Origin of the sequence: Mesorhizobium sp. Z1-4 (assembly GCF_004000235.1) — a bacterium.
Classification (GTDB): Bacteria; Pseudomonadota; Alphaproteobacteria; order Rhizobiales; family Rhizobiaceae; genus RCIO01.
Genome location: NZ_RCIO01000001.1, coordinates 246375 through 268519, shown reverse-complemented (window position 1 = coordinate 268519; position 22145 = coordinate 246375). Strand labels below are relative to the sequence as shown.

At 62.1% G+C, this 22145-nt stretch carries 23 protein-coding genes and 1 tRNA gene; 14 read left to right on the top strand and 10 right to left on the bottom strand.

The window, feature by feature from the left end; all coding sequences use genetic code 11:
- The first annotated feature begins 25 nt into the window (after positions 1-25).
- Positions 26-754, top strand: a complete 729-nt coding sequence (locus EP165_RS01325; protein ID WP_127519753.1) for an SDR family oxidoreductase — start codon at positions 26-28, stop codon at positions 752-754.
- A gap of 80 nt (positions 755-834) precedes the next feature.
- Here the strand turns inward: EP165_RS01325 and EP165_RS01320 are convergent, their stop codons facing one another.
- On the bottom strand, positions 835-1107 hold the full coding sequence (locus tag EP165_RS01320; protein WP_127519752.1) for a hypothetical protein: 273 nt from the start codon (positions 1105-1107) through the stop codon (positions 835-837).
- 74 nt (positions 1108-1181) lie between these two features.
- Positions 1182-1255, bottom strand: a tRNA-Gln gene (locus tag EP165_RS01315).
- 208 nt (positions 1256-1463) lie between these two features.
- On the opposite strand from EP165_RS01315, the gene EP165_RS01310 reads away from it, so the two are divergent.
- On the top strand, positions 1464-2819 hold the full coding sequence (locus tag EP165_RS01310; RefSeq protein WP_501981643.1) for a Ppx/GppA phosphatase family protein: 1356 nt from the start codon (positions 1464-1466) through the stop codon (positions 2817-2819).
- Positions 2819-3511, top strand: a complete 693-nt coding sequence (locus EP165_RS01305; protein WP_127519750.1) for an RlmE family RNA methyltransferase — start codon at positions 2819-2821, stop codon at positions 3509-3511. The genes EP165_RS01310 and EP165_RS01305 overlap by 1 nt, the downstream gene beginning before the upstream one ends.
- Here EP165_RS01305 and EP165_RS01300 read toward each other — a convergent pair.
- From EP165_RS01300 to EP165_RS01290, 3 genes are all read right to left on the bottom strand, one after another.
- The gene (locus EP165_RS01300; RefSeq protein WP_127519749.1) at positions 3495-4892 is read right to left on the bottom strand and encodes a DHA2 family efflux MFS transporter permease subunit; all 1398 of its coding nucleotides are present in this window, start codon (positions 4890-4892) and stop codon (positions 3495-3497) included. The two genes, EP165_RS01305 and EP165_RS01300, sit on opposite strands and share 17 nt — an antisense overlap.
- Before the next feature lie 116 nt (positions 4893-5008).
- The gene (locus tag EP165_RS01295; RefSeq protein WP_245439936.1) at positions 5009-6079 is read right to left on the bottom strand and encodes a M48 family metallopeptidase; all 1071 of its coding nucleotides are present in this window, start codon (positions 6077-6079) and stop codon (positions 5009-5011) included.
- Complete coding sequence (locus EP165_RS01290; RefSeq protein ID WP_127519748.1) at positions 6069-7169, bottom strand: YjgN family protein; 1101 nt, start codon at positions 7167-7169, stop codon at positions 6069-6071. The genes EP165_RS01295 and EP165_RS01290 overlap by 11 nt, the downstream gene beginning before the upstream one ends.
- 232 nt (positions 7170-7401) lie before the next feature.
- Here EP165_RS01290 and guaB point away from each other — a divergent pair, with 232 nt between their 5' ends.
- The gene (gene guaB, locus EP165_RS01285) at positions 7402-8898 is read left to right on the top strand and encodes an IMP dehydrogenase (RefSeq protein WP_127519747.1); all 1497 of its coding nucleotides are present in this window, start codon (positions 7402-7404) and stop codon (positions 8896-8898) included.
- A 13-nt stretch (positions 8899-8911) separates the two neighbouring features.
- Here the strand turns inward: guaB and EP165_RS01280 are convergent, their stop codons facing one another.
- Both EP165_RS01280 and EP165_RS01275 read right to left on the bottom strand, forming a co-directional pair.
- Complete coding sequence (locus tag EP165_RS01280; RefSeq protein WP_127519746.1) at positions 8912-9808, bottom strand: NAD(P)/FAD-dependent oxidoreductase; 897 nt, start codon at positions 9806-9808, stop codon at positions 8912-8914.
- Positions 9801-10262: an Rrf2 family transcriptional regulator gene (locus EP165_RS01275; protein ID WP_127519745.1), complete on the bottom strand. Its 462-nt coding sequence runs from the start codon at positions 10260-10262 to the stop codon at positions 9801-9803. The genes EP165_RS01280 and EP165_RS01275 overlap by 8 nt, the downstream gene beginning before the upstream one ends.
- Before the next feature lie 98 nt (positions 10263-10360).
- On the opposite strand from EP165_RS01275, the gene EP165_RS01270 reads away from it, so the two are divergent.
- Positions 10361-10780, top strand: a complete 420-nt coding sequence (locus tag EP165_RS01270) for an MAPEG family protein (RefSeq protein WP_127519744.1) — start codon at positions 10361-10363, stop codon at positions 10778-10780.
- On the opposite strand, the gene EP165_RS01265 is transcribed toward EP165_RS01270, so the two are convergent.
- Positions 10679-11671, bottom strand: a complete 993-nt coding sequence (locus EP165_RS01265; RefSeq protein WP_127519743.1) for a hydrogen peroxide-inducible genes activator — start codon at positions 11669-11671, stop codon at positions 10679-10681. The genes EP165_RS01270 and EP165_RS01265 overlap by 102 nt on opposite strands.
- Positions 11672-11888: 217 nt before the next feature.
- Between EP165_RS01265 and katG the strand changes: the two genes are divergently transcribed.
- The 5 genes from katG to EP165_RS01240 all read left to right on the top strand — a co-directional run bounded on the left by katG (position 11889) and on the right by EP165_RS01240 (position 17161).
- A complete protein-coding gene (katG, locus tag EP165_RS01260; RefSeq protein ID WP_127519742.1) occupies positions 11889-14105 on the top strand; it encodes a catalase/peroxidase HPI in 2217 nt (738 codons plus the stop codon).
- Between the two features lie 127 nt (positions 14106-14232).
- The gene (locus EP165_RS01255; protein ID WP_127519741.1) at positions 14233-15528 is read left to right on the top strand and encodes an RsmB/NOP family class I SAM-dependent RNA methyltransferase; all 1296 of its coding nucleotides are present in this window, start codon (positions 14233-14235) and stop codon (positions 15526-15528) included.
- Complete coding sequence (locus EP165_RS01250) at positions 15525-15977, top strand: TspO/MBR family protein (RefSeq protein ID WP_127519740.1); 453 nt, start codon at positions 15525-15527, stop codon at positions 15975-15977. Before EP165_RS01255 ends, EP165_RS01250 begins: the two co-directional genes overlap by 4 nt.
- Positions 15978-16052: 75 nt before the next feature.
- Entirely contained in the window at positions 16053-16517 is a 465-nt protein-coding gene (locus tag EP165_RS01245) for a PaaI family thioesterase (protein WP_127519739.1), read from the top strand.
- Positions 16514-17161 (top strand): 5'-methylthioadenosine/S-adenosylhomocysteine nucleosidase, encoded by a 648-nt coding sequence (locus EP165_RS01240; protein WP_127519738.1) that lies wholly within the window; start codon positions 16514-16516, stop codon positions 17159-17161. The genes EP165_RS01245 and EP165_RS01240 overlap by 4 nt, the downstream gene beginning before the upstream one ends.
- Here EP165_RS01240 and EP165_RS01235 read toward each other — a convergent pair.
- The gene (locus tag EP165_RS01235; RefSeq protein WP_127519737.1) at positions 17151-17471 is read right to left on the bottom strand and encodes a hypothetical protein; all 321 of its coding nucleotides are present in this window, start codon (positions 17469-17471) and stop codon (positions 17151-17153) included. The two genes, EP165_RS01240 and EP165_RS01235, sit on opposite strands and share 11 nt — an antisense overlap.
- An 87-nt stretch (positions 17472-17558) precedes the next feature.
- On the opposite strand from EP165_RS01235, the gene EP165_RS01230 reads away from it, so the two are divergent.
- Entirely contained in the window at positions 17559-18008 is a 450-nt protein-coding gene (locus tag EP165_RS01230) for a MarR family winged helix-turn-helix transcriptional regulator (RefSeq protein WP_245439934.1), read from the top strand.
- A 58-nt stretch (positions 18009-18066) separates the two neighbouring features.
- On the top strand, positions 18067-19620 hold the full coding sequence (gene guaA / locus EP165_RS01225; protein WP_127519736.1) for a glutamine-hydrolyzing GMP synthase: 1554 nt from the start codon (positions 18067-18069) through the stop codon (positions 19618-19620).
- Between the two features lie 82 nt (positions 19621-19702).
- Here guaA and EP165_RS01220 read toward each other — a convergent pair whose 3' ends face one another.
- Positions 19703-20572, bottom strand: a complete 870-nt coding sequence (locus tag EP165_RS01220) for a MurR/RpiR family transcriptional regulator (RefSeq protein WP_127519735.1) — start codon at positions 20570-20572, stop codon at positions 19703-19705.
- Positions 20573-20940: 368 nt separating this feature from the next.
- Between EP165_RS01220 and EP165_RS01215 the strand changes: the two genes are divergently transcribed.
- Both EP165_RS01215 and EP165_RS01210 read left to right on the top strand, forming a co-directional pair.
- Positions 20941-21819, top strand: coding sequence for a DUF6772 family protein (locus EP165_RS01215; protein WP_348629550.1), 879 nt, complete (start codon positions 20941-20943; stop codon positions 21817-21819).
- Positions 21812-22144 carry a hypothetical protein gene (locus EP165_RS01210; RefSeq protein ID WP_127519733.1) on the top strand — a complete coding sequence of 111 codons (333 nt, stop codon included), beginning with the start codon at positions 21812-21814 and terminating at the stop codon, positions 22142-22144. The genes EP165_RS01215 and EP165_RS01210 overlap by 8 nt, the downstream gene beginning before the upstream one ends.
- The last annotated feature ends 1 nt before the right edge of the window (position 22145 follow it).

The following is a 22145-nucleotide window of genomic DNA, read 5'->3' as shown; positions in this document are numbered from 1 at the left end:
CGACGGCAACGAAGGGAGTTTGACCATGGGTTCCAGTCTGCTGGGCAAGGTGGCGGCCGTCACCGGCGCGGCATCCGGCATCGGCCTCGAATGCGCCAGGGCGATGCTCGATGCGGGCGCGCGCGTCGTGCTGGTCGACCGCGCCGAACACGCACTGCGCGAGGCCTGTGCCGCCCTCGGCGATGCGGCGATACCGCTCGTCGTCGACGTTACAGACGCGGCGAGCGTGGAAAAGATGCTTCCCGCAATCGTCGATCGTGCCGGCCAACTCGACATCTTCCACGCCAACGCCGGGGCTTATGTCGGCGGCGAGGTGGTCGACGGCGACCCCGACGCGTGGGACCGCATGCTCAATCTCAACATCAACGCCGTGTTCCGCAGCGTACACGCCGTGCTGCCGCACATGATCGAGCGCCGCACCGGCGACATTATCGTCACCAGTTCGATCGCCGGCGTCGTGCCGGTTGTGCACGAGCCGATCTATACCGCCTCGAAACATGCCGTACAGGCCTTCGTCCACACGGTTCGCCGGCAGGTGGCCAAACACAAGATCCGGGTCGGCGCGGTGCTGCCGGGGCCGGTCGTCACAGCACTCATCAAGGACTGGCCGCAGGACAAGCTCGACGCTGAACTCGTCAATGGCGGGCTTATGGAGGCAAGCGAAGTGGCCGACGCGGTGCTGTTCATGCTGACGCGGCCCCGCAACGTCACCATCCGCGACCTCGTCATCCTGCCGCAGGGCAATGACCTCTAAGGAGAACGGCTCCACTGTCGAGAAGGTCATCGGGGAAGTACTAATAGCTAGAAACTGACCCTACCCAGTTGTCAGAGCACCTACTGCCACCAGCCAATCGTTTTGCCCGCTTCGAGCACGAAGTACCCGAAGCTCCCGACAGCGACGACGGTAGCCAGAATTTGCTCATACAGGTGGAGCGTCACGACCCGCTTGGTGACAATCTCCTTCCCATCCCAAAAGAGCTGCCCCGTGTCCTCGTGGACACCGAGGTGTTCGAAGCCGTCGATGGAGATGCCGTAGACCCCTTTGGGCCAATGGTCTTTTCGAACGTCGGAGGCTCCGTGCCTGTCACGCTTCTGGCTGCTGGCCAAGGACTTCCCCCGCAGGTAAATGAGACCAATCCGAGACTAGATTCTGGAAGTTTTCGCTAAGTCCTTGAAATTGTTGGCTGGGGAACCTGGATTCGAACCAGGACTAACGGAGTCAGAGTCCGTGGGTCTACCGTTAACCTATTCCCCAAAGCCTGCCACAAGGCGCTGCGAAGCGCTTGCGATGAGCGCGTTCTAGTCTGCTATCAAAAATAGTCAATATCGTCTTCGGTTCAACCCGTTTGCCGCTCTTGGTGAAATCGGGGCCTGCTGCTATCGTGCGGCCAACGTAACCATTTATGCGCCTGCGGCGGCGCCGGCCCGTTCCGGCAGCAGCGCGGCGCGAGAGGTGGATTGAATTGGAAGATCCCGACACCGGCGTTCTGGCGCCGGGCGGGGCGTCGCCTGAGCCGGAACGGACGAAGCGTCTGCCCGGCGAGGCGGACATGGCGCACCGGTCTGAGGTTGACCTGCCTCTGCCAGCGCCCGGTTCGCAGCCGGACGACGCGCCCGGACAGAACAAGAAACGTGGGCGGCGCAGAAAGCGCAGACGAAACCGCAAGGTTTTCGCCCGCGAGGCAACCGCGCAGAGCGGTGACGCTGCCGGCCAGGCCGGCGTCAAACCGGTGCAGCCGCCGCCGGCAGAGCCGCAGCGGCAGACGGAGAGCGGCCCTCAGCGTTATCGCAATATTCCGCAATCCAAGCGCGGTCCCGTTTACGCGGCGCTCGATCTTGGAACCAACAACTGCCGCCTTCTCGTTGCGGTTCCGCAGCGCCCGGGGCAGTTTCGTGTCATTGATGCCTTCTCGCGCATCGTGCGGCTCGGTGAGGGGCTTACGTCGTCGGGACGACTGTCGGACGCGGCGATGGACCGTGCCGTCGAGGCGCTCAAGGTCTGTGCCGAGAAACTCGCCGTCCGCGAGATCAGGCGATCGCGCCTGATCGCCACCGAGGCCTGCCGCGCGGCCGAGAATGGCGAGCATTTTCTTGCCCGCGTGAAAGAAGAAACCGGCCTCGATCTCGAGATCATCGACCGCCAGACCGAGGCGCGGCTGGCGGTTTCCGGCTGTGGATCGCTGGTTGAGCGTAACACCGACGCAGTTGTGTTGTTCGACATCGGCGGCGGATCCTCCGAAATCGCGCTCGTCGATGTCTCGGAGCGGCGCTCGCCGCGTCTTGCCAGCCATATCGTGTCGTGGACGTCGCTGCCGGTGGGCGTGGTGACGCTGGCTGAACGCTTTGGCGGGCGCGAGGTGACGCGCGAGAGTTTTGCGGCAATGGTTGCCGCCGTTGGCGAGATGCTCTCCGCTTTCGAAGACAGGCACAGGCTGGGCGGCCTCGCGGCGGGCTCCGGCTTCCATCTTCTCGGGACCTCCGGCACGGTCACGACGCTCGCCGGCGTGCATCTGGAACTGGAACGGTATGACCGCCGCCGGGTCGACGGGCTGTGGCTGAGCAGCCAGCAGGTTGACGGCATCATGGAAAGACTGCTCGGACTTTCTTTCGAAGAGCGCAAGGCCAATCCGTGCATTGGGGCCGACAGGGCGGATCTGGTCCTGGCCGGTTGCGCGATCCTCGAAGCCATCCGGCAGGTCTGGCCCGCCGAGCGGCTGCGTGTCGCCGATCGCGGCTTGCGCGAGGGCATGCTGAGCGAATTGATGGCCGATGACGGCGTCTGGCGGCGGCGCCGATTGCGTGGCAGGGGCGGGCGCTGATGTCGAAATCGGGAAACAAGGGCGGCGGGCGCGTGCTGAAGACGCGCATCAAGAAAAGAAGCGGCTTGAAAAATTCGTCGCGCCGCTGGCTCGAGCGCCATCTGAACGACCCGTATGTCCATAAAGCGAAGAACGAGGGCTACCGCTCCCGCGCGGCATTCAAGCTGACAGAGATCGACGACCGCTACGAACTCATCAAACCCGGTATGCGGGTGATCGACCTGGGCGCGGCCCCGGGTGGCTGGACGCAGGTGGCGGTTGCGCGCACCGGATCCACCGAGGACGATATTCGCGTTGTCGCGATCGACTATCTGGACATGGACCCGGTTCCGGGTGCGGCCATTCTGAAGATGGACTTTCTCGACGACGAGGCGCCCGCAAGACTGATCGAAGTTCTGGGCGGCGAACCGGATATCGTGCTTTCCGATATGGCGGCGCCGACGACCGGCCACAGGCGCACGGACCATATCCGTACCATGCACCTGTGCGAGGTTGCGGCGGATTTCGCACTTTCGGTGCTCAAACCCGGTGGTCATTTCCTGGCAAAGACCTTTCAGGGCGGCACCGAAAACGCCCTGCTCGACAGTCTGAAACGCGGGTTCAAGTCGGTCCATCACGTCAAGCCGCCCGCCTCGCGCGATGAATCGGTCGAGCTTTACCTGCTCGCCAAAGGCTTCAAGGGTCGCGATTAGCTCCGCGCCTTCCGTGCCCCGACACCAGGCTTCCGGTATTGGCCGGCAGGCGTACGAAAAAGAGCGCCGAGAGCACGGACGCGATTGCTGCGATCCCGAACGCCACGACAAAGGCGGTCCGGTCGAGCCCGGAGCCGGTCACCGCCTGGACGATTTCCAGCAATCCGCCCGCAACCGCGACCCCCAGCGCAATGCTGATCTGCTGGCTGACCGAGGCGATGGCGGTGGCCTGTGCCGCATCCTTGTCCGAGAGCTCGGCAAACACGAGCGCATTTGTGCTGGTGAAGAACAGCGACCGCGCCAGCCCTGCCGCGAACAGGATGACGGCGATCACCACATAAGGCGTGTCGGACGTAAAGAGCGCATTGGCGCCGATTAAGAGGCCGCCGAGCGCAGCGCTTGCGATCGTCACGGTGCGGAAGCCGGCACGCCGCAATGTGCCGCTGGCAATGAACTTCATGCCGATTGCGCCAAAAGCCGTGACGAAGGTGAGCAGGCCGGACTGGAACGGGGTCAGCCCGAACAGCAGCTGAAACATCAGCGGCAGCAGGAACGGTGTCGCTCCGGTTCCGACCCGGAAGAAGAAACCGCCATAGATCGACGAAGCGAATGCGCGGTTCGAAAACAGGCCAAGATCGAGAAGCGGACGCTGCGTCCGGCGTGCATGGAAAGGGTAGGCGATAGCGGCGATTGCGCCGACGATCACTGCAGTGACACCGAACACCGGCGGAAGCGCCGGCAGGCTGATGACCGACAGCCCGAATACGATGCCTGACGCCGCAACAGCCGCCAGGAAGAAACCGCGCCAGTCGATCTTGCGATCGGCCTCGCCCTCGATGTCGGGCAGTACACGCCCCGCGACGAGAATGCCGGCAATTCCGATCGGCACGTTGATCAGGAATATCCAGTGCCATGAGACATAGGTGGTCAGAAAGCCGCCGACCGGAGGCCCAACCATCGGGCCGATCAGAGCCGGCACGGTCAGCCATGCCATCGCATTCACCAGATCGCTGCGTGGCGTGGCCCGTACCAGAACGAGGCGCGCAAGCGGTGTCATCATCGCACCGCCCATGCCCTGAACGAAGCGCGACACAACGAACGCACCGAGCGAGCCGGATATCGCGCACAATATCGAACCGACTACGAAAACGGCGATTGCGGCACGAAACACCTTTCGGGCGCCGAAGCGGTCGGCCATCCAGCCGCTGACGGGAATGAAGATCGCGAGCGAAACCAGATAGGAGGTCAGTGCCAGCTTCAGCGCGACTGGGCTCGTGCCGATGTCCAGCGCAATCGCCGGCAGCGATGTCGCAATCACCGTCGAGTCCATGTGCTCCATAAACAGGGCGACGGCCAGCACGATGGGAAGAGTGCGGTTCAAGGCGTGGTCCGGGCGGCGGGGGACAATGTGTCAGAAGGACCGAGAGTTAGCATGCCCTCGGATCATTGTCCCGTTTGCGGGCCGATCCCGGCGCGAAATCGGCTGGTCCAGAACGATCAGTCCGGCATCGTCGCCATCAGCTCCTCGGCATAGCGCTTCGTCTCTTCGATACGCGACGGCGTGGCCGGATGCGTCGAAAGGAAATCGGATTCGGATGTATCGCCGAGCTTGTCGCGAATGAGCTCCAGAAAGCGCGAAATCGCCAACGGGTCATGGCCCGTCCGGTGCATAAGCTCGATGCTGAATCTGTCGGCCTCGGCTTCGGCGCTGCGCGAGTGCCTTAGTTGTAACAGAGCCGAGCCTTGAATGAGAATGTCCTCGACACCCGCTCCGACATCGCCGCCGATCAGCAGGATGAGCCCGGTCACACCCGCAGCGCGATAGACTTGCCGCAGGCTGTGGTCATGGTCCACATGGCCGATTTCGTGGGCAAGAACACCAAGGATTGTCTCGTTGTCATTGGCCATCTCGACCAGTTCGTCGGTAAGCACGATCGTGCCGTCGGGCAACGCAAATGCATTCGGGCCGATGTGGCCACCCTTGCGGAAATTGAGCGAATAGCCGTCGGCGCCGCCAGCCGAGGCGGCTGCGAGTTTATCGAACCCCTCGGCGATATCCTTTTGCGTTTCGGCATCCAGCTTCGACGGCTCGAAGACGGTGTTGTCGAGTGTGGTCATTGTCGACGATGACAGCAGTTCAGGTACGACGGGGGGCGTAACGAGCACCGCCACCTCGACAAGCACCGGCACGGCGAAACGGTAGATCGCGGCCGCCAGCAATGCGACCAGAACCACAAACACAGCCAGTCGCGGATGGAACCGCTCCAACGAATGGACGAGGCCCGAACCGCGCTTGGCCAGTGGCTGCATCAGCCTGTCGACGCTGTCATTGTCGTCGGTTTCGAACGCACTTTCGTCGGCAAACGCGATGCGTCGCGGTATCGAGCCGACACGGTCGGAGAAGGCGGCGGCCGGCAGCTCGCAGGAGGCGAGGACTGCACCTGCCTCGTCGCGTGCCGTAAGCCGCCCGCCGTCTTCAAGCCGCAGTGTCGCGGTCATCGCACGGCTGGTCTGCGGCGCATACCAGACGCCGCTGATAGCCTGCCCGTCTTCAGCCTCAGAAGCCAAAGTCGAGGCCCTCGATATCCATGTACTCAGAGCCAACGACGCCTTCGCTTTGTTTCACTGTCGAGAAGAAGTCGTCGAGCGAACCCGCGGAATAGAGCACCGTGACGCCGGCGAGATAACGCGACATGCGCACCGCGGCCCAGGGGCGGGCAAGGCCGAGCGTGAACAGCGTGGCGAAAAAGTTGGAGATGGCGATCCATGCATAGCGCCAGCGCCCGATATGCGAGGCAAGCAGATGCTGCCCGTCGATTACCGTCTCCGAAAGTGCGACGTTACGGGCGCCTGCCGAGTAGAGCAGGCTGACCAGAACAAACAGCAGGAAGAACGGCAGAAAGGCGCCGTAAATTGCCAGCAGGATGCCGCCAACCGCGAAGTCGGACGAGAAATCTTCCAGGTCGAGGCCGATCCCGCTGGCGAGGCTGAAGATCGACACCCCGAGCACAACAACCACAACCAGGCCTATGACGAACACAGCCGCCGGCATCACGAACTGCCCGTAGAGCTTCTCAAGCCGCGGGTCGCAATCGATCGGCCGGTCGCCATAGCGCAGATTGTCGAGCGTGTAGCGCCACATCCACTGTGAAGCGATCGGCGCCAGAATGCCAAGCGAACCCCAGGTGAGCAGGCCGCCAAGTATGTAGGCCAGAAACGCCCCGCCATATCCTCCGGTAAAATCGAAACGCACATTGCGGAAGCTTGTCATGCGGGCGCTGAAGCGCAGCCCGCGCATGACCAGCCACGGCAGCGCCAGCAGGAACAGGACACCGAGGATACCGCCGGCGACCGGAAAGAACGTTGCGGCCAGATTGTAGAGGATCAGGATTGTCAGCACGACGATGCGCCCGATCAGAATCTGGACCGGCCGTGCGTGGTAGTCGAAGCTCGCGCCGGCGAGCCTGGTGTTGCCGTAAAAATAGCGGTTGCGCCGTACCTTTGCCCAGGCCGAATAGATGCCCAGCGTCACGATCGTCAGAAGTATGTTGACGATCCAGATGCCGAAATATTCCCGCCCCGTGCCGGTGAAGGTGAATTGTTCACGCCGCATGGATGGGGTGGGCGGCGCGCCGGCCTCTGCTTCCTGTATGTCCATAACCTCGCCCAGCTGATGCGGGCCTCCATATCATCACCTGTGGCGGCGGGTATATAGCGGACCCTTTTTGAGCTGGCGCGGATGGCGGGGAAGTTGCGGAGCCGCCGCTTTCCTTCCCCATCCATCCATGGTACCAGCCAGCGCCAATCCACCGACGGAGCCGATGAGTCGGCGCGGCCATTCCGGGGCCGGCGCGGCTTCCGTATTACCCGATCGAAAGCAGGGATTGGACATGGCCAAAATCATCGAAACAGCGACCGGATCGCACGCGCTTACCTTTGACGACGTGCTGCTGCAGCCCGGTCACTCTCGGGTCATGCCCGGCGAGACAAGTGTGGCGACGCGCATCGCCGCCGACTTCGACCTCAACATTCCGATCCTCTCCTCGGCGATGGATACGGTTACCGAATCGCGGCTCGCCATCGCCATGGCGCAGGCCGGCGGTATCGGCGTCGTCCATCGCAATATGACGCCCGAACAGCAGGCGGAGGAAGTTCGCCAGGTCAAGAAATTCGAGAGCGGCATGGTGATCAACCCGGTCACGATCGGCCCCGACGCGACGCTGGCCGATGCCCAGGCGCTGATGCGGGCGCATGGTATCTCCGGCATTCCGGTCGTCGAGAACGGCGGGCAGGGCGGATTCACAAACGGCAAGCTTGTCGGCATTCTGACCAACCGCGACGTTCGCTTCGCCTCCGATCCGGCACAGCTCGTGCGGGAATTGATGACGCATCAGTCGCTGATTACCGTGAACGAGAACGTGGCCCATGACGAGGCAAAGCGGTTGCTTCACCAGCACCGCATCGAAAAGCTGCTGGTGGTGGATGGTGACGGAAACTGCGTCGGCCTGATCACGGTCAAGGACATCGAAAAGTCGCAGCTTAACCCGCACGCGTCCAAGGACAGTCAGGGTCGCCTTCGTGTCGCTGCCGCAACCACCGTCGGCGAAGACGGCATCGAGCGTTCCGAGCGGTTGCTCGACGCGGGCGTCGACCTGCTGGTTGTCGACACAGCCCACGGCCACTCCCAGCGTGTTCTCGACGCTGTCGGTCGTATCAAGAAACTGTCGAACGCCGTGCGCATCGTGGCCGGCAATGTCGCCACGCGCGATGGAACCCGCGCGCTCATCGATGCCGGTGCGGATGCGATCAAGGTCGGCATCGGCCCGGGTTCGATCTGCACGACGCGGGTGGTGGCAGGTGTCGGCGTGCCGCAGCTTTCAGCCATCATGGCCTCGGCAGAAGAAGCCGAAAGGTCCGATATTCCGGTCATCGCCGATGGCGGCATCAAGTTCTCCGGCGACCTTGCCAAGGCGCTGGCTGCCGGCGCGCGCGGCGCGATGGTCGGTTCGTTGCTTGCGGGTACGGACGAGAGCCCGGGGGAGGTCTACCTGCACCAGGGCCGCTCCTTTAAAGCCTATCGCGGCATGGGTTCGGTGGGCGCAATGGCCCGCGGCTCGGCAGACCGCTATTTCCAGGCCGAGGTACGCGATACGCTGAAGCTGGTGCCGGAGGGCATTGAAGGGCAGGTGCCGTACAAGGGTCCGGTTTCCGGCGTCCTGCATCAGCTCGTCGGCGGCCTGAAGGCGGCGATGGGTTACGTCGGTGCCGCCGATCTGGAGGAACTGCGCACGAAGGCGGAGTTTATCCGCATTTCGGCGGCGGGCCTGCGCGAGAGCCACCCGCATGATGTTACCATCACGCGGGAAAGCCCGAACTACTCCGGCTGAGCCTCGCGCCGGTTCAGACCGGCGGGAATATCAGTGAGCGATGCGCGCCGGCGCCGGCCATGGCGCCGTCGCTGACGGCGAATGTCAGGTTGCCGGCGGCCCGCGCCGTGTCGCCAGCCGCGAAGACGCCTGGCACGCTCGTTTCCTGCGTGCCGTTGGTGCCGACATGCGTGCCCATCGGGCTCTCTTCGATATTGCAGCCCAGCTGTTCGGCGATCGGGCAGGCGGGCGATGTACGCGCCTGCACGAACAGCCCCGCCAGTTCCACGGTGCCGCCTGTTTCGAGTTCGACGGAAATTCCGGCGCCGGTATCTTGAACGCCAGCAAGCCGGGCCGGCTCTATTGCGATACCACGCTGGCCGAACACGCCTTGCTGTTCGAGGTCGGGCTGGAAGACACCGTTTGCGAACAGGGTTGTCGGCCCCCATTCGGAGACGACGACGGCATGATGGAACGCCATCTCGCCAGCCGCCAGAACGCCGATCGATCCGCGTTCGAGCTCGTAGCCATGGCAGTAGGGGCAGTGAAACACCTTTCGCCCCCAAAGCGCCGCGAGCCCTGGTACCTCGGGCAGTTCGTCGTTGACGCCGGTGGCAAGGATAAGCCGGCGTCCGCGGAATACCTCGCCGCGCGTGGTGGTTGCCTCGAAAGCGTCGAGCGAACCGCTGCAGCGTGAAACGGTGTCTTCGATCCAGTCGACACTGGGATAGGCGAGGAGCTGACGGCGGGCTTGCCGCGCGATCAGATCGGGGGTGTGACCGTCGCGGCTCAGAAAGCCGTGCGCGGCGGATGCAAACCGGTTGCGCCTGTTTCCGGCATCGATCACAGCCACCTTGCGGCGGGCTCTCGCGAGTTGAAGCGCGGCGGCGATGCCCGCATAGCTGCCGCCGACGACGAGCACATCATACATCTTTGAAACCTTTGCTCATGACACGTTTGAATTCTTCCATTCCTCCCCCGACGGTATCCGCGACATCGGCCAGACTGATGTTGTGAAGGCGCGCAACGACCAGCGCCTCCGCTTCCCTGAGCGTTTCGCCAAGGGAGGCGTTGACGGCCTTTTCCACCAGGCAGTTCGGGTTTTCATTGCGGTTGCCGATTGCAAACAGCGTCGGCGATCCCAGCGCCGAATAGACATCGCCAAGGCTGACATCGGAGGGCGCCCGCGCGACCACCCAACCGCCGCCATGCCCCTTTTCTGAACGAACCAGCCCTGCGTCCCGCAGGCCGGCCATCGTGCGGCGCACGACAACGGCGTTGGTGCCGAGATAGCCGGCCATGGCTTCGGAGGTAACGGGTTTCCCGCTCTCCACCATATGCAGGAGAACGTGAAGCATGCCGGACAGTCGCGTATCGAATCTCATGAAACTTATAAAGTTACGTGAGAGGGAAATGTCAAGCCTTGTCGCGGCACGACAGCCGGATTAGGAGCATTGGCATCAGGCAAAAAGGGGGAGGCACAATGAACCAGACAGCGATTTTCTGGCCAATGCTGCTGCAGGTGGCGCTGGTGTATGCCGTTTATGTTCTCATCTCGCGAAGGCGCATTGCTGCGGTCAAAGCCGGCAGTGCGAAACCGGGCCAGTTCCGGGAAAACCAGATCGAACCGCCCGAGAGCATCTTCGTGCGCAATAATCTGGCGAACCAGTTCGAACTGCCGGTTCTATTTTATGCCGCCTGCCTGTCGCTATTCGTGACCGGCGGTGTGACGGTCGTCACGCTCGCATTGGCGTGGTTCTTTGCGTTGTCGCGCGTCGCGCACGCCTGGGTGCACGTTACCTCAAATCGAATCCGGTACCGCCGTCCGATATTCACGCTCGGCTACCTGTCGCTCGCCGGCATGTGGATCGGGCTGGTCGCCGTGCTTTTGCGCGCTGCCTGACCCGGCGATTGCACGGACGATTTCCGCCAGCATCCGGCATTCGTCCTGCCGCGAGCTGTTGACGCGCCAGGCAAGGCAGATGCGTCGCATCGGCGCCGGTTCCGCGAACGGTACAATCTTCAGATCGCCCGCCGCCTTGTCCGCTTTGGCTGCAATCTCCGGTATCAGAGTCACGCCATGTCCGTGTGCAACCATATGCAGCAGCGTGGTCAGACTGGTTGCGCTGTAATTTGCCATCGCCACCGGCCGCACCCTGCCGCAAACGGCAAGGGCCTGCTCGCGCATGCAATGCCCGTCTTCGAGCAGCATCATCCGCTCAAGCACGGGGCTTTCGGGCTGTACCGGCGGGGACGTGAGCTCGGGGTCATCCTTCGGCAGCGCCAGCAGAAACCGGTCGGAGAATACCTCTTCCCACATTAGCCGCGGCTGATCGATGGGCAGGGCCGCAACAAAGCCGTCGAGCCGCCCGCTTACCGTTTCTTCCATCAAAGTGCCGGTGATTGCCTCGCGCAATTCGACCTCGAGGCCGGGATAGTGCGCACGCAGTTCCGGCAGCAGGCGCGGTAGAAGGTATGGCGCGACCGTGGGAATGATCCCCAGCCTGAAGCGGCCCTGCATGGCACTGCGGCCGCGTTGCGCGATGCTGCCCAGATCACGCAGTTCGCTCAACAGTCTCTCGATGCGCGGCTGCAATTGCCGACCGGGTTCGGTCAGCCGCACGGCGCGCCCGCCGCGCTCGAAGAGCTTACAATCAAGCCGCTGCTCCATTTCCGCGATCTGCGCGGAGAGCGCCGGCTGTGTCACGCCGACCTGGGCTGCCGCGCGGCCGAAATGGCCGACCTGTGCCAGCGCATCGAAATATTCCATCTGGCGAATGGTGAAGCTGATCATAAGAAGAAATTATGGGAAGAAACAGAAAATGCAATTTGAATTTATCAAAGCCGCCGTCTAGTTTTGAATCATTCCAGTTTTCCGCGGCCCTGTGGTGCGGTGCCTGGGCATTTTCCCGCAAGGTGGAACAGGCCCCGAGGCAGCAGCGACATATGGCCGTCACGGCGCTTACGTAGTGGCGTCGGTGGTGAGCACAGATCGTAAATCGGAGGTCACAATGGACACCAAGGTAGATAAATCCGGCATGTGCCCAGTTGCGCATGGCGCAACCAGCATGAACATGCGTTCCAACCGGGACTGGTGGCCAAACCAGCTCAATCTGAAGATACTGCATCAGAACTCGGCGCTCTCCCATCCGATGGGGTCCGGCTTCGATTATGCGGCGGAGTTCCAGAAGCTCGATCTGGCGGCGGCGAAGAAGGATCTCACCGCGCTGATGACCGACAGCCAGGACTGGTGGCCGGCCGACTACGGCCATTACGGTGGGCTTTTCATTCGCATGGCATGGCACAGTGCCGGCACCTATCGCACCGCTGACGGCCGTGGCGGCGCCGGCGCCGGCCAGCAGCGTTTCGCTCCGCTCAATTCCTGGCCGGACAACGGCAATCTCGACAAGGCGCGCCGCCTGCTCTGGCCGATCAAGCAGAAATACGGCAATCGGCTCTCTTGGGCCGACCTTATGGTTCTGGCCGGCAACGTCGCCCTTGAGTCGATGGGTTTCAAGACTTTCGGTTTCGCAGGTGGCCGTGCCGATGTGTGGGAGCCGGAAGAAGACGTTTACTGGGGCGCCGAAACGGAGTGGCTCGCAACCAGTGACCAGGCGAACAGCCGCTATTCGGGCGACCGCGAGCTGGAGACGCCGCTTGCAGCGGTGCAGATGGGTCTGATCTACGTGAATCCGCAGGGCCCGGACGGCAATCCGGACCCGATAGCTTCCGGCCGCGACATCCGCGAAACCTTTGCGCGCATGGCAATGAACGACGAAGAAACCGTTGCTCTCACCGCCGGCGGCCACACCTTCGGCAAGATGCACGGCGCGGGCGATGCCGCCCTTGTGGGTCCTGACCCGGAGGCGGCTCCGCTGCAGGCGATGGGGCTGGGCTGGCTTTCCAGCCACGGTTCCGGCAAAGGCCGCGATGCCATCACCAGTGGCATCGAAGGTGCCTGGACGCCGAACCCGACCGTCTGGGACAATGGCTATTTCGATGTGCTGTTCGGTTATGAGTGGGAGCTCGTCAAGAGCCCGGCAGGCGCCTGGGAATGGACGCCGAAGGACCTCAAGCCGGAGGATTTTGCACCCGATCCGGAAACCGGCGAGCGCACGCATCGCATTTTCATGACGACCGCCGACATGGCGATGCGGATGGATCCGATTTACGGTCCGATCTCCAAGCGCTTCCACGAAAATCCGGAGGAATTCGCCGACGCGTTTGCGCGCGCCTGGTTCAAGCTCACCCACCGCGACATGGGCCCCAAGGTCCGGTATCTCGGCTCTGAGGTGCCTGCCGAAGATCTTCTGTGGCAGGACCCGATCCCGGAGCTCGATCACGATGTGATCGAACCGAAGGACATCGCGCTGCTGAAAGCGAAGATCGCCGACACGGGGCTGAGCGTTTCGCAGCTTGTGTCGACGGCATGGGCTTCCGCTGCCAGCTATCGCGATTCCGACAAGCGCGGTGGCGCGAACGGTGCGCGCATTCGTCTCGCGCCGGCCAAGGATTGGGAAGCAAACCAGCCCGATCAGCTCAAGAAGGTGCTGGCTGCCCTCGAAGGCGTGCAAAGTGCATTCAACGGCGCCCAGTCGGGCGGCAAGAAAGTGTCCATGGCCGATCTCATCGTGCTCGGCGGTTCCGTCGGCATTGAAAAGGCAGCCAAGGCTGCCGGCCACGATATCGAAGTGCCGTTTACGCCGGGCCGGATGGATGCAACGCAGGAGCAAACCGACGTTGAAGGCTACGGCGTACTCGAGCCGGTCGTCGACGGGTTCCGCAACTACCGGAAGACACGTTTCACCGTCACCGCTGAAGAGTTGCTGGTCGACAAGGCCCAGCTTCTCACGCTGACGGCACCGGAGATGACCGTCCTCGTTGGCGGCCTGCGCGTGCTCGGCGCCAATCATGGCGGTTCCAGGCACGGCGTGTTGACCCACAAACCGGAAACCCTGAGCAATGATTTCTTCGTCAATCTGCTTGATATGGGGACCGTCTGGGAAGCCGTGAGCGGCGACGAGGAAGAGTTCGAGGGGCGCGACCGCAAGAGCGGCGAACTGAAATGGACCGGCTCGCGGGTCGATCTTGTTTTCGGTTCGAACTCCCAGCTCCGTGCGCTCTCCGAAGTCTATGCGCAGGAAGACGCCAAGGCGAAGTTCGTCAAGGACTTCGTCGCCGCGTGGACGAAGGTCATGAACGCGGATCGCTTCGACCTGTCGGCATAAGCCGTACCCGGCAGACCGGGCTTGAGACGGGCGGGTTTACCCGCCCGTTTCCTATTGCGCTTGCGCGTTGGTGCCTGGCCGGATAGGCATTTGCCATTCGGGTCAACCGGCATACAGGAATGTCATCATGCGTCTCGGCGGCAGACTGGCGGCAGCCATCGAAATTCTGGCGGATATCGAAGCACGATACCGCCCCGCGGCGGAAGCACTGAAGGATTGGGGCCTTTCGCACCGTTTCGCCGGTTCTGGCGACCGCGCCGCCATCGGCAACATCGTTTACGACGCACTGCGCCGCAAACGCTCGGCCGCCTGGCTGTTTGACAGCGATGCGCCGCGCCACCTGGCCTTTGGCGCCGTTATTCTGGAAATGTCCGAGACGGCCGAAAGCGTGAACGCCGCTATCGATGGCGACAGGTTCGCCCCGGATCCGCTTTCCGCGGACGAGCAGTCTCTCGTGTCCGTGCGGCTTGCCTCCACCCCTCCGGACGAAGTCCGTGCCGACAGTCCGGACTGGTGCCGCCAGCACCTGGAGGCGGCTTTCGGCGAGGCATGGGTGGAAGAGGCGGCTGCTCTTTCAGACCGGCCGCCGCTCGACCTCAGGGTGAATACGCTCAAATCCGACCGTGACAAGCTGCTGCGCATCTTTGCCAGGCAGCGCGCACAGGCGGCCCAGCTGGCACCCAACGCCATTCGTATTCCGCCTGTCGCGGGAGCAGGGCGCCACCCTAATGTGCAGGCCGAACCCGCATTCCAGAAGGGTTGGTTCGAGGTCCAGGACCAGGGATCGCAGATCGCCGCTCAACTGACGGGAGCCGCGCCCGGCATGCGTGTGCTCGACTTTTGCGCCGGGGCCGGCGGCAAGACGCTCGCTATGTCGGCGGCTATGGAAAACACCGGCCAGATACACGCATTCGATGCCGAAAAGCAGCGCCTGGCGCCTATTTTCGAGCGCCTGAAACGCGCCGGCAGCCGCAATGTGCAGGCCACGCCGGATCGTTCGGCGCTGAAACCGCTTCACGGCAGCATGGATATTGTGCTTGTCGATGCACCCTGCACCGGGTCCGGCACGTGGCGCAGGCGGCCCGACGCCAAATGGCGGCTTACCGAAAAGCAGCTCGAGCAGCGCATGGCCGAACAGTCGGCGATCCTGGACGACGCAGGCAGTTTCGTGCGGCCGGGCGGCACACTGGTTTATGTGACTTGCTCCGTATTCGATGAAGAGAACGGGAAACAGGCCGCCGCATTCCGCGACCGCAACCGGAACTTCGAGAACGCCGATGCCGTTGCCGCATGGCAGGCCAGCCTTCCCGCCATACCGGTGCCGCCGCTTGCGGACAGGGCCGGCGGGATACGAATGACGCCGCATTCCAGCGATACAGACGGCTTCTATGTTGCGATCCTGAAACGGAAGACCGGGGAATGACCCGCTACTTCTCGCTTGCCCTTTTTATCGTCGGCGTGGTTCTGGGTGGTACGCTGATTGGCACCGCCACCATACCAGGCGAATGGTATCAAAGCCTCGCCAAGCCGTCCTTCAATCCGCCGAACTGGATATTCGGTCCAGTCTGGACCGCGCTTTACATACTCATCGCGATAGCGGGCTGGCGCGTCTGGCGTTTGAACCCCGTTGGCGGCCCGGTGGCGCTGTGGTTCATGCAACTGGCTTTGAACTTCTCCTGGTCGCCGGTTTTCTTCGCGGCGCAGCTGCCGCGCGTTGCGCTGATCATCATTTTCACGCTGCTCGTGGTGATCATCGGCTTCATCGCCAGCGCATGGCGCGAAGACCGCACGGCGGCACTGCTTTTCCTGCCCTATCTTGCTTGGGTCGCTTTCGCCACGGTTCTCAACGGAGCAATCGTGCATCTCAACTAGCGGCTTGTGCACTGCACAATTGTTTCTTGCGCCGGTTAAAGGCGTTTGCCATAACCCTGTGGAGAGGGAACCCCCATGGCATCGCAGAGTACTTCCGTGGCTGACGCCGATTTCGCGACGCGGGTACGAGAAAGTTTCGCGCGCCAGCACGTGATGAAAACCATCAACGCGGAGCTGACCCGGGTCACCCCCGGCACGGTCGAGATCGAAATGCCGTTCGACCCCGCGTTCACGCAGCAGCACGGGTTTCTCCACGCCGGCATCGTTTCCACCGCGCTCGATTCTGCCTGCGGCTACGCGGCCTTCTCGCTGATGCCATCCGACGCTGCGGTGCTGACGATCGAGTTCAAGGTGAATTTGCTGGCGCCAGGCAAGGGCGAGCGGTTCCTGTTTCGCGGCTCGGTCACCAAGCCCGGCCGCACGATCATGGTGGCTGACGGCCAGGCCTATGCCTACGGTCCCGATGGCGACGCCAAGCTGTTCGCGACGATGACCGGCACGATCATGACCGTGCGCGACCGTCAGGGCATCTCGGGATGAGCGATCCGGCATCGCTCCTGGCAGATGTCGGCGGCAGCAAGCTCCTGTTCGTGATGGCGGCCGACGCCGAATACGGACCGCGGCTCCGAGAGCTTTTCTCCCCTCTGATGACCGGTGTCGGCCCGGTCGAGGCCGGTGTGAACCTTGGCGTGGCGCTTGCCGATCTCAAGACGGCCGGCAATTTGCCAGACCTTGTCGTTTCGCTGGGTTCAGCAGGTAGCCGGACGCTTGAGCAGACCGGAATTTACCAGGCAATTTCAGTGTCATACCGCGACATGGACGCTTCTGCGCTGGGATTTCCGAAAGGCGTAACGCCGTTTCTCGATCTGCCGCCGGTGGTGGATCTGCCGCTGCGCATTCCAGGCATCGCAGAGGCCACGCTTTCCACAGGTGCAAACATCGTCTCCGGCGCTGCTTATGATGCCGTTGAGGCCGACATGGTCGACATGGAAACCTTCGCAGTGCTGCGCGCCTGCCAGCGGTTCGAGGTGCCCATGATCGCGTTGCGCGGCATTTCCGATGGCGTGGCCGAACTTGCTCATGTCGGTGACTGGACCGAGTATCTTCACATCATCGACGTCAAACTGGCCGAAGCTGTCGGCCAGCTTGAGGCGGCAATCGCGGACGGCACGATCAGGCTTTAGGCAATCCGGCCGCATTGGAGTAGTCGATGCCGGTTAGTCGCGCACGCGACGTGCCCTCGGCGTCGATATAGTGGATGCCGTCCTCCGCGCGCCCAAGTTTCCATCGCGCGCTGGGGCCATTCGTCCAATCCACCGTATAGCCGTCATCATGCAGCCGCCAATCGCCCGAATAGCTCTTGCCCTCGGGCAGCAGCATATGTGCCCGCGACGCATCCTCGTAATAGATGACCGCTTCCACACCACCCATATCCAGCCTGTGGGTGGCGCCCGGCAACATGGCCTCAAGGGTATCTCTCTCCAGAATTTTCATCGTAATCTCCTGCGGAGTTTCGGGTTCGACATAACCGGTTTCGTCAAGTATCTTGACTAAATCGGTTTTTCATTACGGTCAAGTGTCTTGACGAAAAATGAGCAGACTTTGCCGGATCACCTCGGCTGGCGCCTCTGGCTGGCGAACCGGCAATGGCAGGCGCGATTTGTGGAGGCGATGCGCCGGGCGGGTCATGACTGGTTCACCGACGCGCGGGCGAACCTGCTCGGACACATTGCCCGCGGCGGCACACCGCAAGCGGTCGTCATTGCGCGCATGGGCATTTCCAAACAGGCCGTGCAGCAGCTCATCGATGGGCTACAGGGTGAGGGCATTCTGGAGCGCGTGCCCGATCCGAAAGACAGCCGCTCCCGCATCGTGCGCCATACGGCCGCCGGGCTGCGTGCCATGCGCGATGCTGATCGCATCAAACGCGAAATCGAGGCTGGATACCACAGCCTCCTCGGTGCCGAGGCATTCGAGGCACTGATGCGGGCGCTGAGATCGATGACGGACAAAGCCGAAGACGTGGAGTGACGGCAAGCGGCGATGTGCCGCCATTGCGCCGAATCGTATCTTTCTCTAGAGCCTCGCCATGAGCACCACAGACACCGTCCTCATCGTCGATTTCGGCAGCCAGGTCACCCAGCTGATTGCGCGCCGGGTGCGCGAAGCGGGTGTCCACTCCGAGATCGTTCCCTTCCAGAGCGCCGAAGAGGCATTCCACAGGATCGGCCCCCGCGCGGTCATCCTGTCCGGCGGTCCGGCCTCGACAGTGGATATCGGGTCTCCGCGCGCGCCCGACATCGTCTTTTCGTCCGGCGTTCCCGTCCTTGGCATCTGTTATGGCGAACAGGCGATCTGCGCCCAGCTTGGCGGCAGGGTCGAGGGCGGCCATCACCGCGAATTCGGCCGCGCCTTTCTGGATATCGCAGACGATTGTGCGCTGTTCGAGGATGTCTGGGCCAAGGGTACGCGCCACCAGGTCTGGATGAGCCATGGAGACAGGGTCACGGCGCTGCCGCCGGGCTTCCGTGTGGTCGGCACGTCGACCGGTGCTCCTTTTGCGGCGATCGCCGACGAGGAACGCAAATATTACGCCGTCCAGTTCCATCCGGAAGTGGTGCACACACCGGACGGCGCGAAGCTTCTCGCCAATTTCGTGCACAACATCGCCGGCATCGAAGGCAACTGGACGATGGCCGCCTATCGCGAGCGCGCGGTTGAGCAGATCCGCGAGCAGGTAGGCGAGGGCAAGGTCATCTGCGCCTTGTCGGGCGGGGTGGATTCCTCAGTCGCGGCGCTGCTGATCCACGAAGCCGTGGGCGACCAGCTGACATGCATTCTCGTTGACCACGGCCTGATGCGGAAGAACGAGGCTGCCGACGTCGTCGCCATGTTCCGCGAGCACTACAATCTGAAGCTGATTCTGGTCGATGCGTCGGACCGGTTTGTCGATGCGCTCGAGGGCGAGGCCGACCCGGAAACCAAACGCAAGACGATCGGCCGCCTTTTTATCGAAGTGTTCGAAGAAGAAGCCAAGAAACTGGGCGGCGCGGATTTCCTGGCGCAGGGAACGCTCTATCCCGATGTCATCGAGAGCGTCTCGTTCTCCGGCGGGCCTTCGGTCACCATCAAGTCCCACCATAATGTTGGCGGGTTGCCGGAGCGCATGAACATGCAGCTGGTGGAGCCGCTGCGCGAGCTCTTCAAGGATGAGGTGCGGGCGCTCGGTGCCGAGCTCGGCCTGCCGGACCATTTCATCGGCCGCCACCCGTTCCCGGGGCCGGGTCTGGCCATACGCTGCCCCGGCGGCGTGACGCGCGAGAAGCTCGACATCCTGCGCGAGGCCGATGCGATCTATCTCGATGAGATCAGGAAGGCCGGCCTCTACGATGCGATCTGGCAGGCATTCGTCGTGCTCCTGCCGGTGCAGACCGTCGGCGTCATGGGCGACGGGCGCACCTACGAGTTTGTCTGCGCGCTGCGTGCCGTCACCTCTGTCGATGGCATGACGGCGGACTTCTACCACTACGACATGGACTTCCTCGGCGCCGCCGCTACCCGCATCATCAACGAGGTGCATGGCATCAACCGCGTTGTCTACGACGTGACTTCAAAACCCCCCGGCACCATCGAGTGGGAATAGCGGTTCTCCAATCTCGTCGGGCGTGAAGTTTAGAGTGCCCGTCGCATGTGGAGTGGAAATCCTGCACCAGGGGATAGCATCGTCACTTGCTGGCCGGGATCCAGTATTCGTTTGTCGCAAGTCGCGAACGGCGCAGGCGTTCGATCATTGGTTCCCCGACCTTAATGGCGAGGATCGTTGTCAGAATGTCGATCACCATCATGTGGGCAATGCGTGTGGAAGATGACGAGTAGAGGAAGGTCTGTTCGTCCGAATCGACATTGATCAGGATGTCGGCCTCCTGGGCCAGCGCGGAAGTGGAGCGGGAGATTACGATGACCTTGGCTCCCACGCGTCTTGCCAGCCGGGCGACGTCTACGGTCTCCTTGCTCTGGCCGGCAAACGACATGATAAGCGCCGCGTCGCCGGCCTCCATGGATGCCGCCGCCTGTAGCTGCATGTGCGGGTCTGCCATGGCGATGGCGCAGTAGCCCATTCGGGCGAGGCGGTGTTGAACCTCCGCGGCAACAAAATTGGATTGCGCGATGCCGCAAATATCAATCCTTCGCGCACTGCCGATCACGTCGGCTGCGGCGACCACCTGGTCGTAGTTGAGTTGGCTCTTCACCAGGTTCAGCTGTTTCATGGCGGTCCCCAGCATCTTGTCGCCGACGATCTGGGGTGTGTCGGCCATGCTGACTTCGGCGTCGACAAACGGCAGGCCGGTAGCGGCGTCCGTTGCCAGTGCAAGTTTCAGATCGGTGAACCCGCTCAAGCCGAGTTGGCGACAGAAACGCAGAACAGTCGGTTCGCTGACTCCCGCTTTGTCGGAAAGAGCCGAGATGCTCATGCGCATCACCTTCTCCGGCTCGCTGACGACGATTTCACCGACTTTCTTCTCCGATGGCCTCAATTCATCCAGGTGGCGAAGAATATAGATCGAGAGAGAAGAGTGGTTTCCATCTATAGGCATGCCATCTCCAGAGTTGTGGTTTTACTACATCTGTGAAATATACTAAATAAAGTCAATCAATAATGCGAATGATGCCGTGAATATGGGCAGGAAAGCCAAATATTCTTATCATCATTTTATAAAATGCCTCGGCAAGCTGCAATGGGATATCATGTAGTGATACTACATATCTCCGGCGCGCTTTGCAAGCCGGGCCGGAGACGCATCCGAATTCGATCTATGCCCGATAGAGAAAATAAGCATTATTTTTCAATAAATTATGCCGTATCAAATCGAGTGAATGCAAGAAATTGCTGGTCTTTTCGATCAGGCTGATTGACTCGCAATCTCGCTACGTTGTAGTAAAACAACAAGAATGAACGAGGTTGATGATTATGCCTACACGACCAGCTCACTGGGGTGACCCGGAGTTGTCCAAATTTGACCCCCTCCCAAGGATTATGGCGTTCGACAAGTTTTCCGACGGCATGCGCGGATACACGGCCCTTGTGGGCAACTACGAGTACACGCTCGACAATGTGCTCCCCGGGTTCCGGGACATGAACCAGCCGATGCTCAGCAACGGCAGCCACTGGGAAACCGGTACCCACGGTGCGCTGAGTGGCACCTATGCGCTCAAGATTGCGTCCCGTCCCCGTCCGCGGTCGGTAAATATGGCGCTCAAGCGCATGACCTTCCGCAAAGCCTGTCCGATCCAGATCGAGGCCTATTTCGCGCTCAAGCCCGAGGCGACGGACATGCTCTTGTCTGACCTCGATGTCGGTGCGTTTGGCCTGGTCCTCGACCTTCAGGACAATGAGCGCCGGATCATGCCTCATGTCCGCTACCTCAACGCTTTTGACGGAAAGCGGCAGCAGAAGTGGCAGTACAAAAGCATGCTGGAGACACCCCACGAGGTCGGTGGCGATGCCTCCACCGGCGAGACGCGCTCGCATCACCATTTTGGTGCTGATGGGTGGGTCGATGTCCCGGGCGGCGCACAGGAGCTTTGCTACAACGAGGTGCCGACCAAATATAACTGGCACTACTTCAAGCTCGGTTTCGACCTGGCGTCGATGAGCTTCACTCACCTGCAGTGCAACGACAGGGTGTTCGATGTTTCGACCCTGGAGCCGATGCGTATGGGCGCCTGGCCGAACCTCAACTGCATGCTGAACGTCTGTTGGACGATCGAGAGCGACAGCAACAAGCGGGCCTACCTCTATCTGGATTCTGTTCTCGTTTCGGGAGACTGGGCCGATGCGTGAATCGATATCCGCCGTCGTTGCTCGAAACGACCTTTGGGAAGGCGTTGCCACCAGCGAGCCTTACGAGGTGGCGTGGGCGTCCGAGGCTGTAATCTTTCTGCGAAATCTCGGGTCTACGGGAACGCCGGAGCTTGCCCGGGCGTGGGTGCAGATCTCTCCCGACGGGCTCAACTGGGTCGACGAAGGGACATTGCTCGAGATCCCCAGGGAGGGCGGTCTGAAGAGCGCCCGGATCCGCGGTTTCGGTGCCTTTATGCGTGTAATGACCGTCCTGCCGCAGGGGTCGAGTTTCAAGGCACTGCTTACGTTCTCGCTGAAGGAGTAGA

Excerpts from the sequence above, each read along its gene's own strand:
- EP165_RS01325 (WP_127519753.1), top strand. The coding sequence starts at position 26 with ATGGGTTCCAGTCTGCTGGGCAAGGTGGCGGCCGTCACCGGCGCGGCA.
- EP165_RS01305 (WP_127519750.1), top strand. The coding sequence starts at position 2,819 with ATGTCGAAATCGGGAAACAAGGGCGGCGGGCGCGTGCTGAAGACGCGC.
- EP165_RS01290 (WP_127519748.1), bottom strand. The coding sequence starts at position 7,169 with ATGGACATACAGGAAGCAGAGGCCGGCGCGCCGCCCACCCCATCCATG.
- guaB (WP_127519747.1), top strand. The coding sequence starts at position 7,402 with ATGGCCAAAATCATCGAAACAGCGACCGGATCGCACGCGCTTACCTTT.
- EP165_RS01280 (WP_127519746.1), bottom strand. The coding sequence starts at position 9,808 with ATGTATGATGTGCTCGTCGTCGGCGGCAGCTATGCGGGCATCGCCGCC.
- EP165_RS01275 (WP_127519745.1), bottom strand. The coding sequence starts at position 10,262 with ATGAGATTCGATACGCGACTGTCCGGCATGCTTCACGTTCTCCTGCAT.
- EP165_RS01270 (WP_127519744.1), top strand. The coding sequence starts at position 10,361 with ATGAACCAGACAGCGATTTTCTGGCCAATGCTGCTGCAGGTGGCGCTG.
- EP165_RS01265 (WP_127519743.1), bottom strand. The coding sequence starts at position 11,671 with ATGATCAGCTTCACCATTCGCCAGATGGAATATTTCGATGCGCTGGCA.
- katG (WP_127519742.1), top strand. The coding sequence starts at position 11,889 with ATGGACACCAAGGTAGATAAATCCGGCATGTGCCCAGTTGCGCATGGC.
- EP165_RS01255 (WP_127519741.1), top strand. The coding sequence starts at position 14,233 with ATGCGTCTCGGCGGCAGACTGGCGGCAGCCATCGAAATTCTGGCGGAT.
- EP165_RS01250 (WP_127519740.1), top strand. The coding sequence starts at position 15,525 with ATGACCCGCTACTTCTCGCTTGCCCTTTTTATCGTCGGCGTGGTTCTG.
- EP165_RS01245 (WP_127519739.1), top strand. The coding sequence starts at position 16,053 with ATGGCATCGCAGAGTACTTCCGTGGCTGACGCCGATTTCGCGACGCGG.
- EP165_RS01240 (WP_127519738.1), top strand. The coding sequence starts at position 16,514 with ATGAGCGATCCGGCATCGCTCCTGGCAGATGTCGGCGGCAGCAAGCTC.
- EP165_RS01235 (WP_127519737.1), bottom strand. The coding sequence starts at position 17,471 with ATGAAAATTCTGGAGAGAGATACCCTTGAGGCCATGTTGCCGGGCGCC.
- guaA (WP_127519736.1), top strand. The coding sequence starts at position 18,067 with ATGAGCACCACAGACACCGTCCTCATCGTCGATTTCGGCAGCCAGGTC.
- EP165_RS01220 (WP_127519735.1), bottom strand. The coding sequence starts at position 20,572 with ATGCCTATAGATGGAAACCACTCTTCTCTCTCGATCTATATTCTTCGC.
- EP165_RS01215 (WP_348629550.1), top strand. The coding sequence starts at position 20,941 with ATGATTATGCCTACACGACCAGCTCACTGGGGTGACCCGGAGTTGTCC.
- EP165_RS01210 (WP_127519733.1), top strand. The coding sequence starts at position 21,812 with ATGCGTGAATCGATATCCGCCGTCGTTGCTCGAAACGACCTTTGGGAA.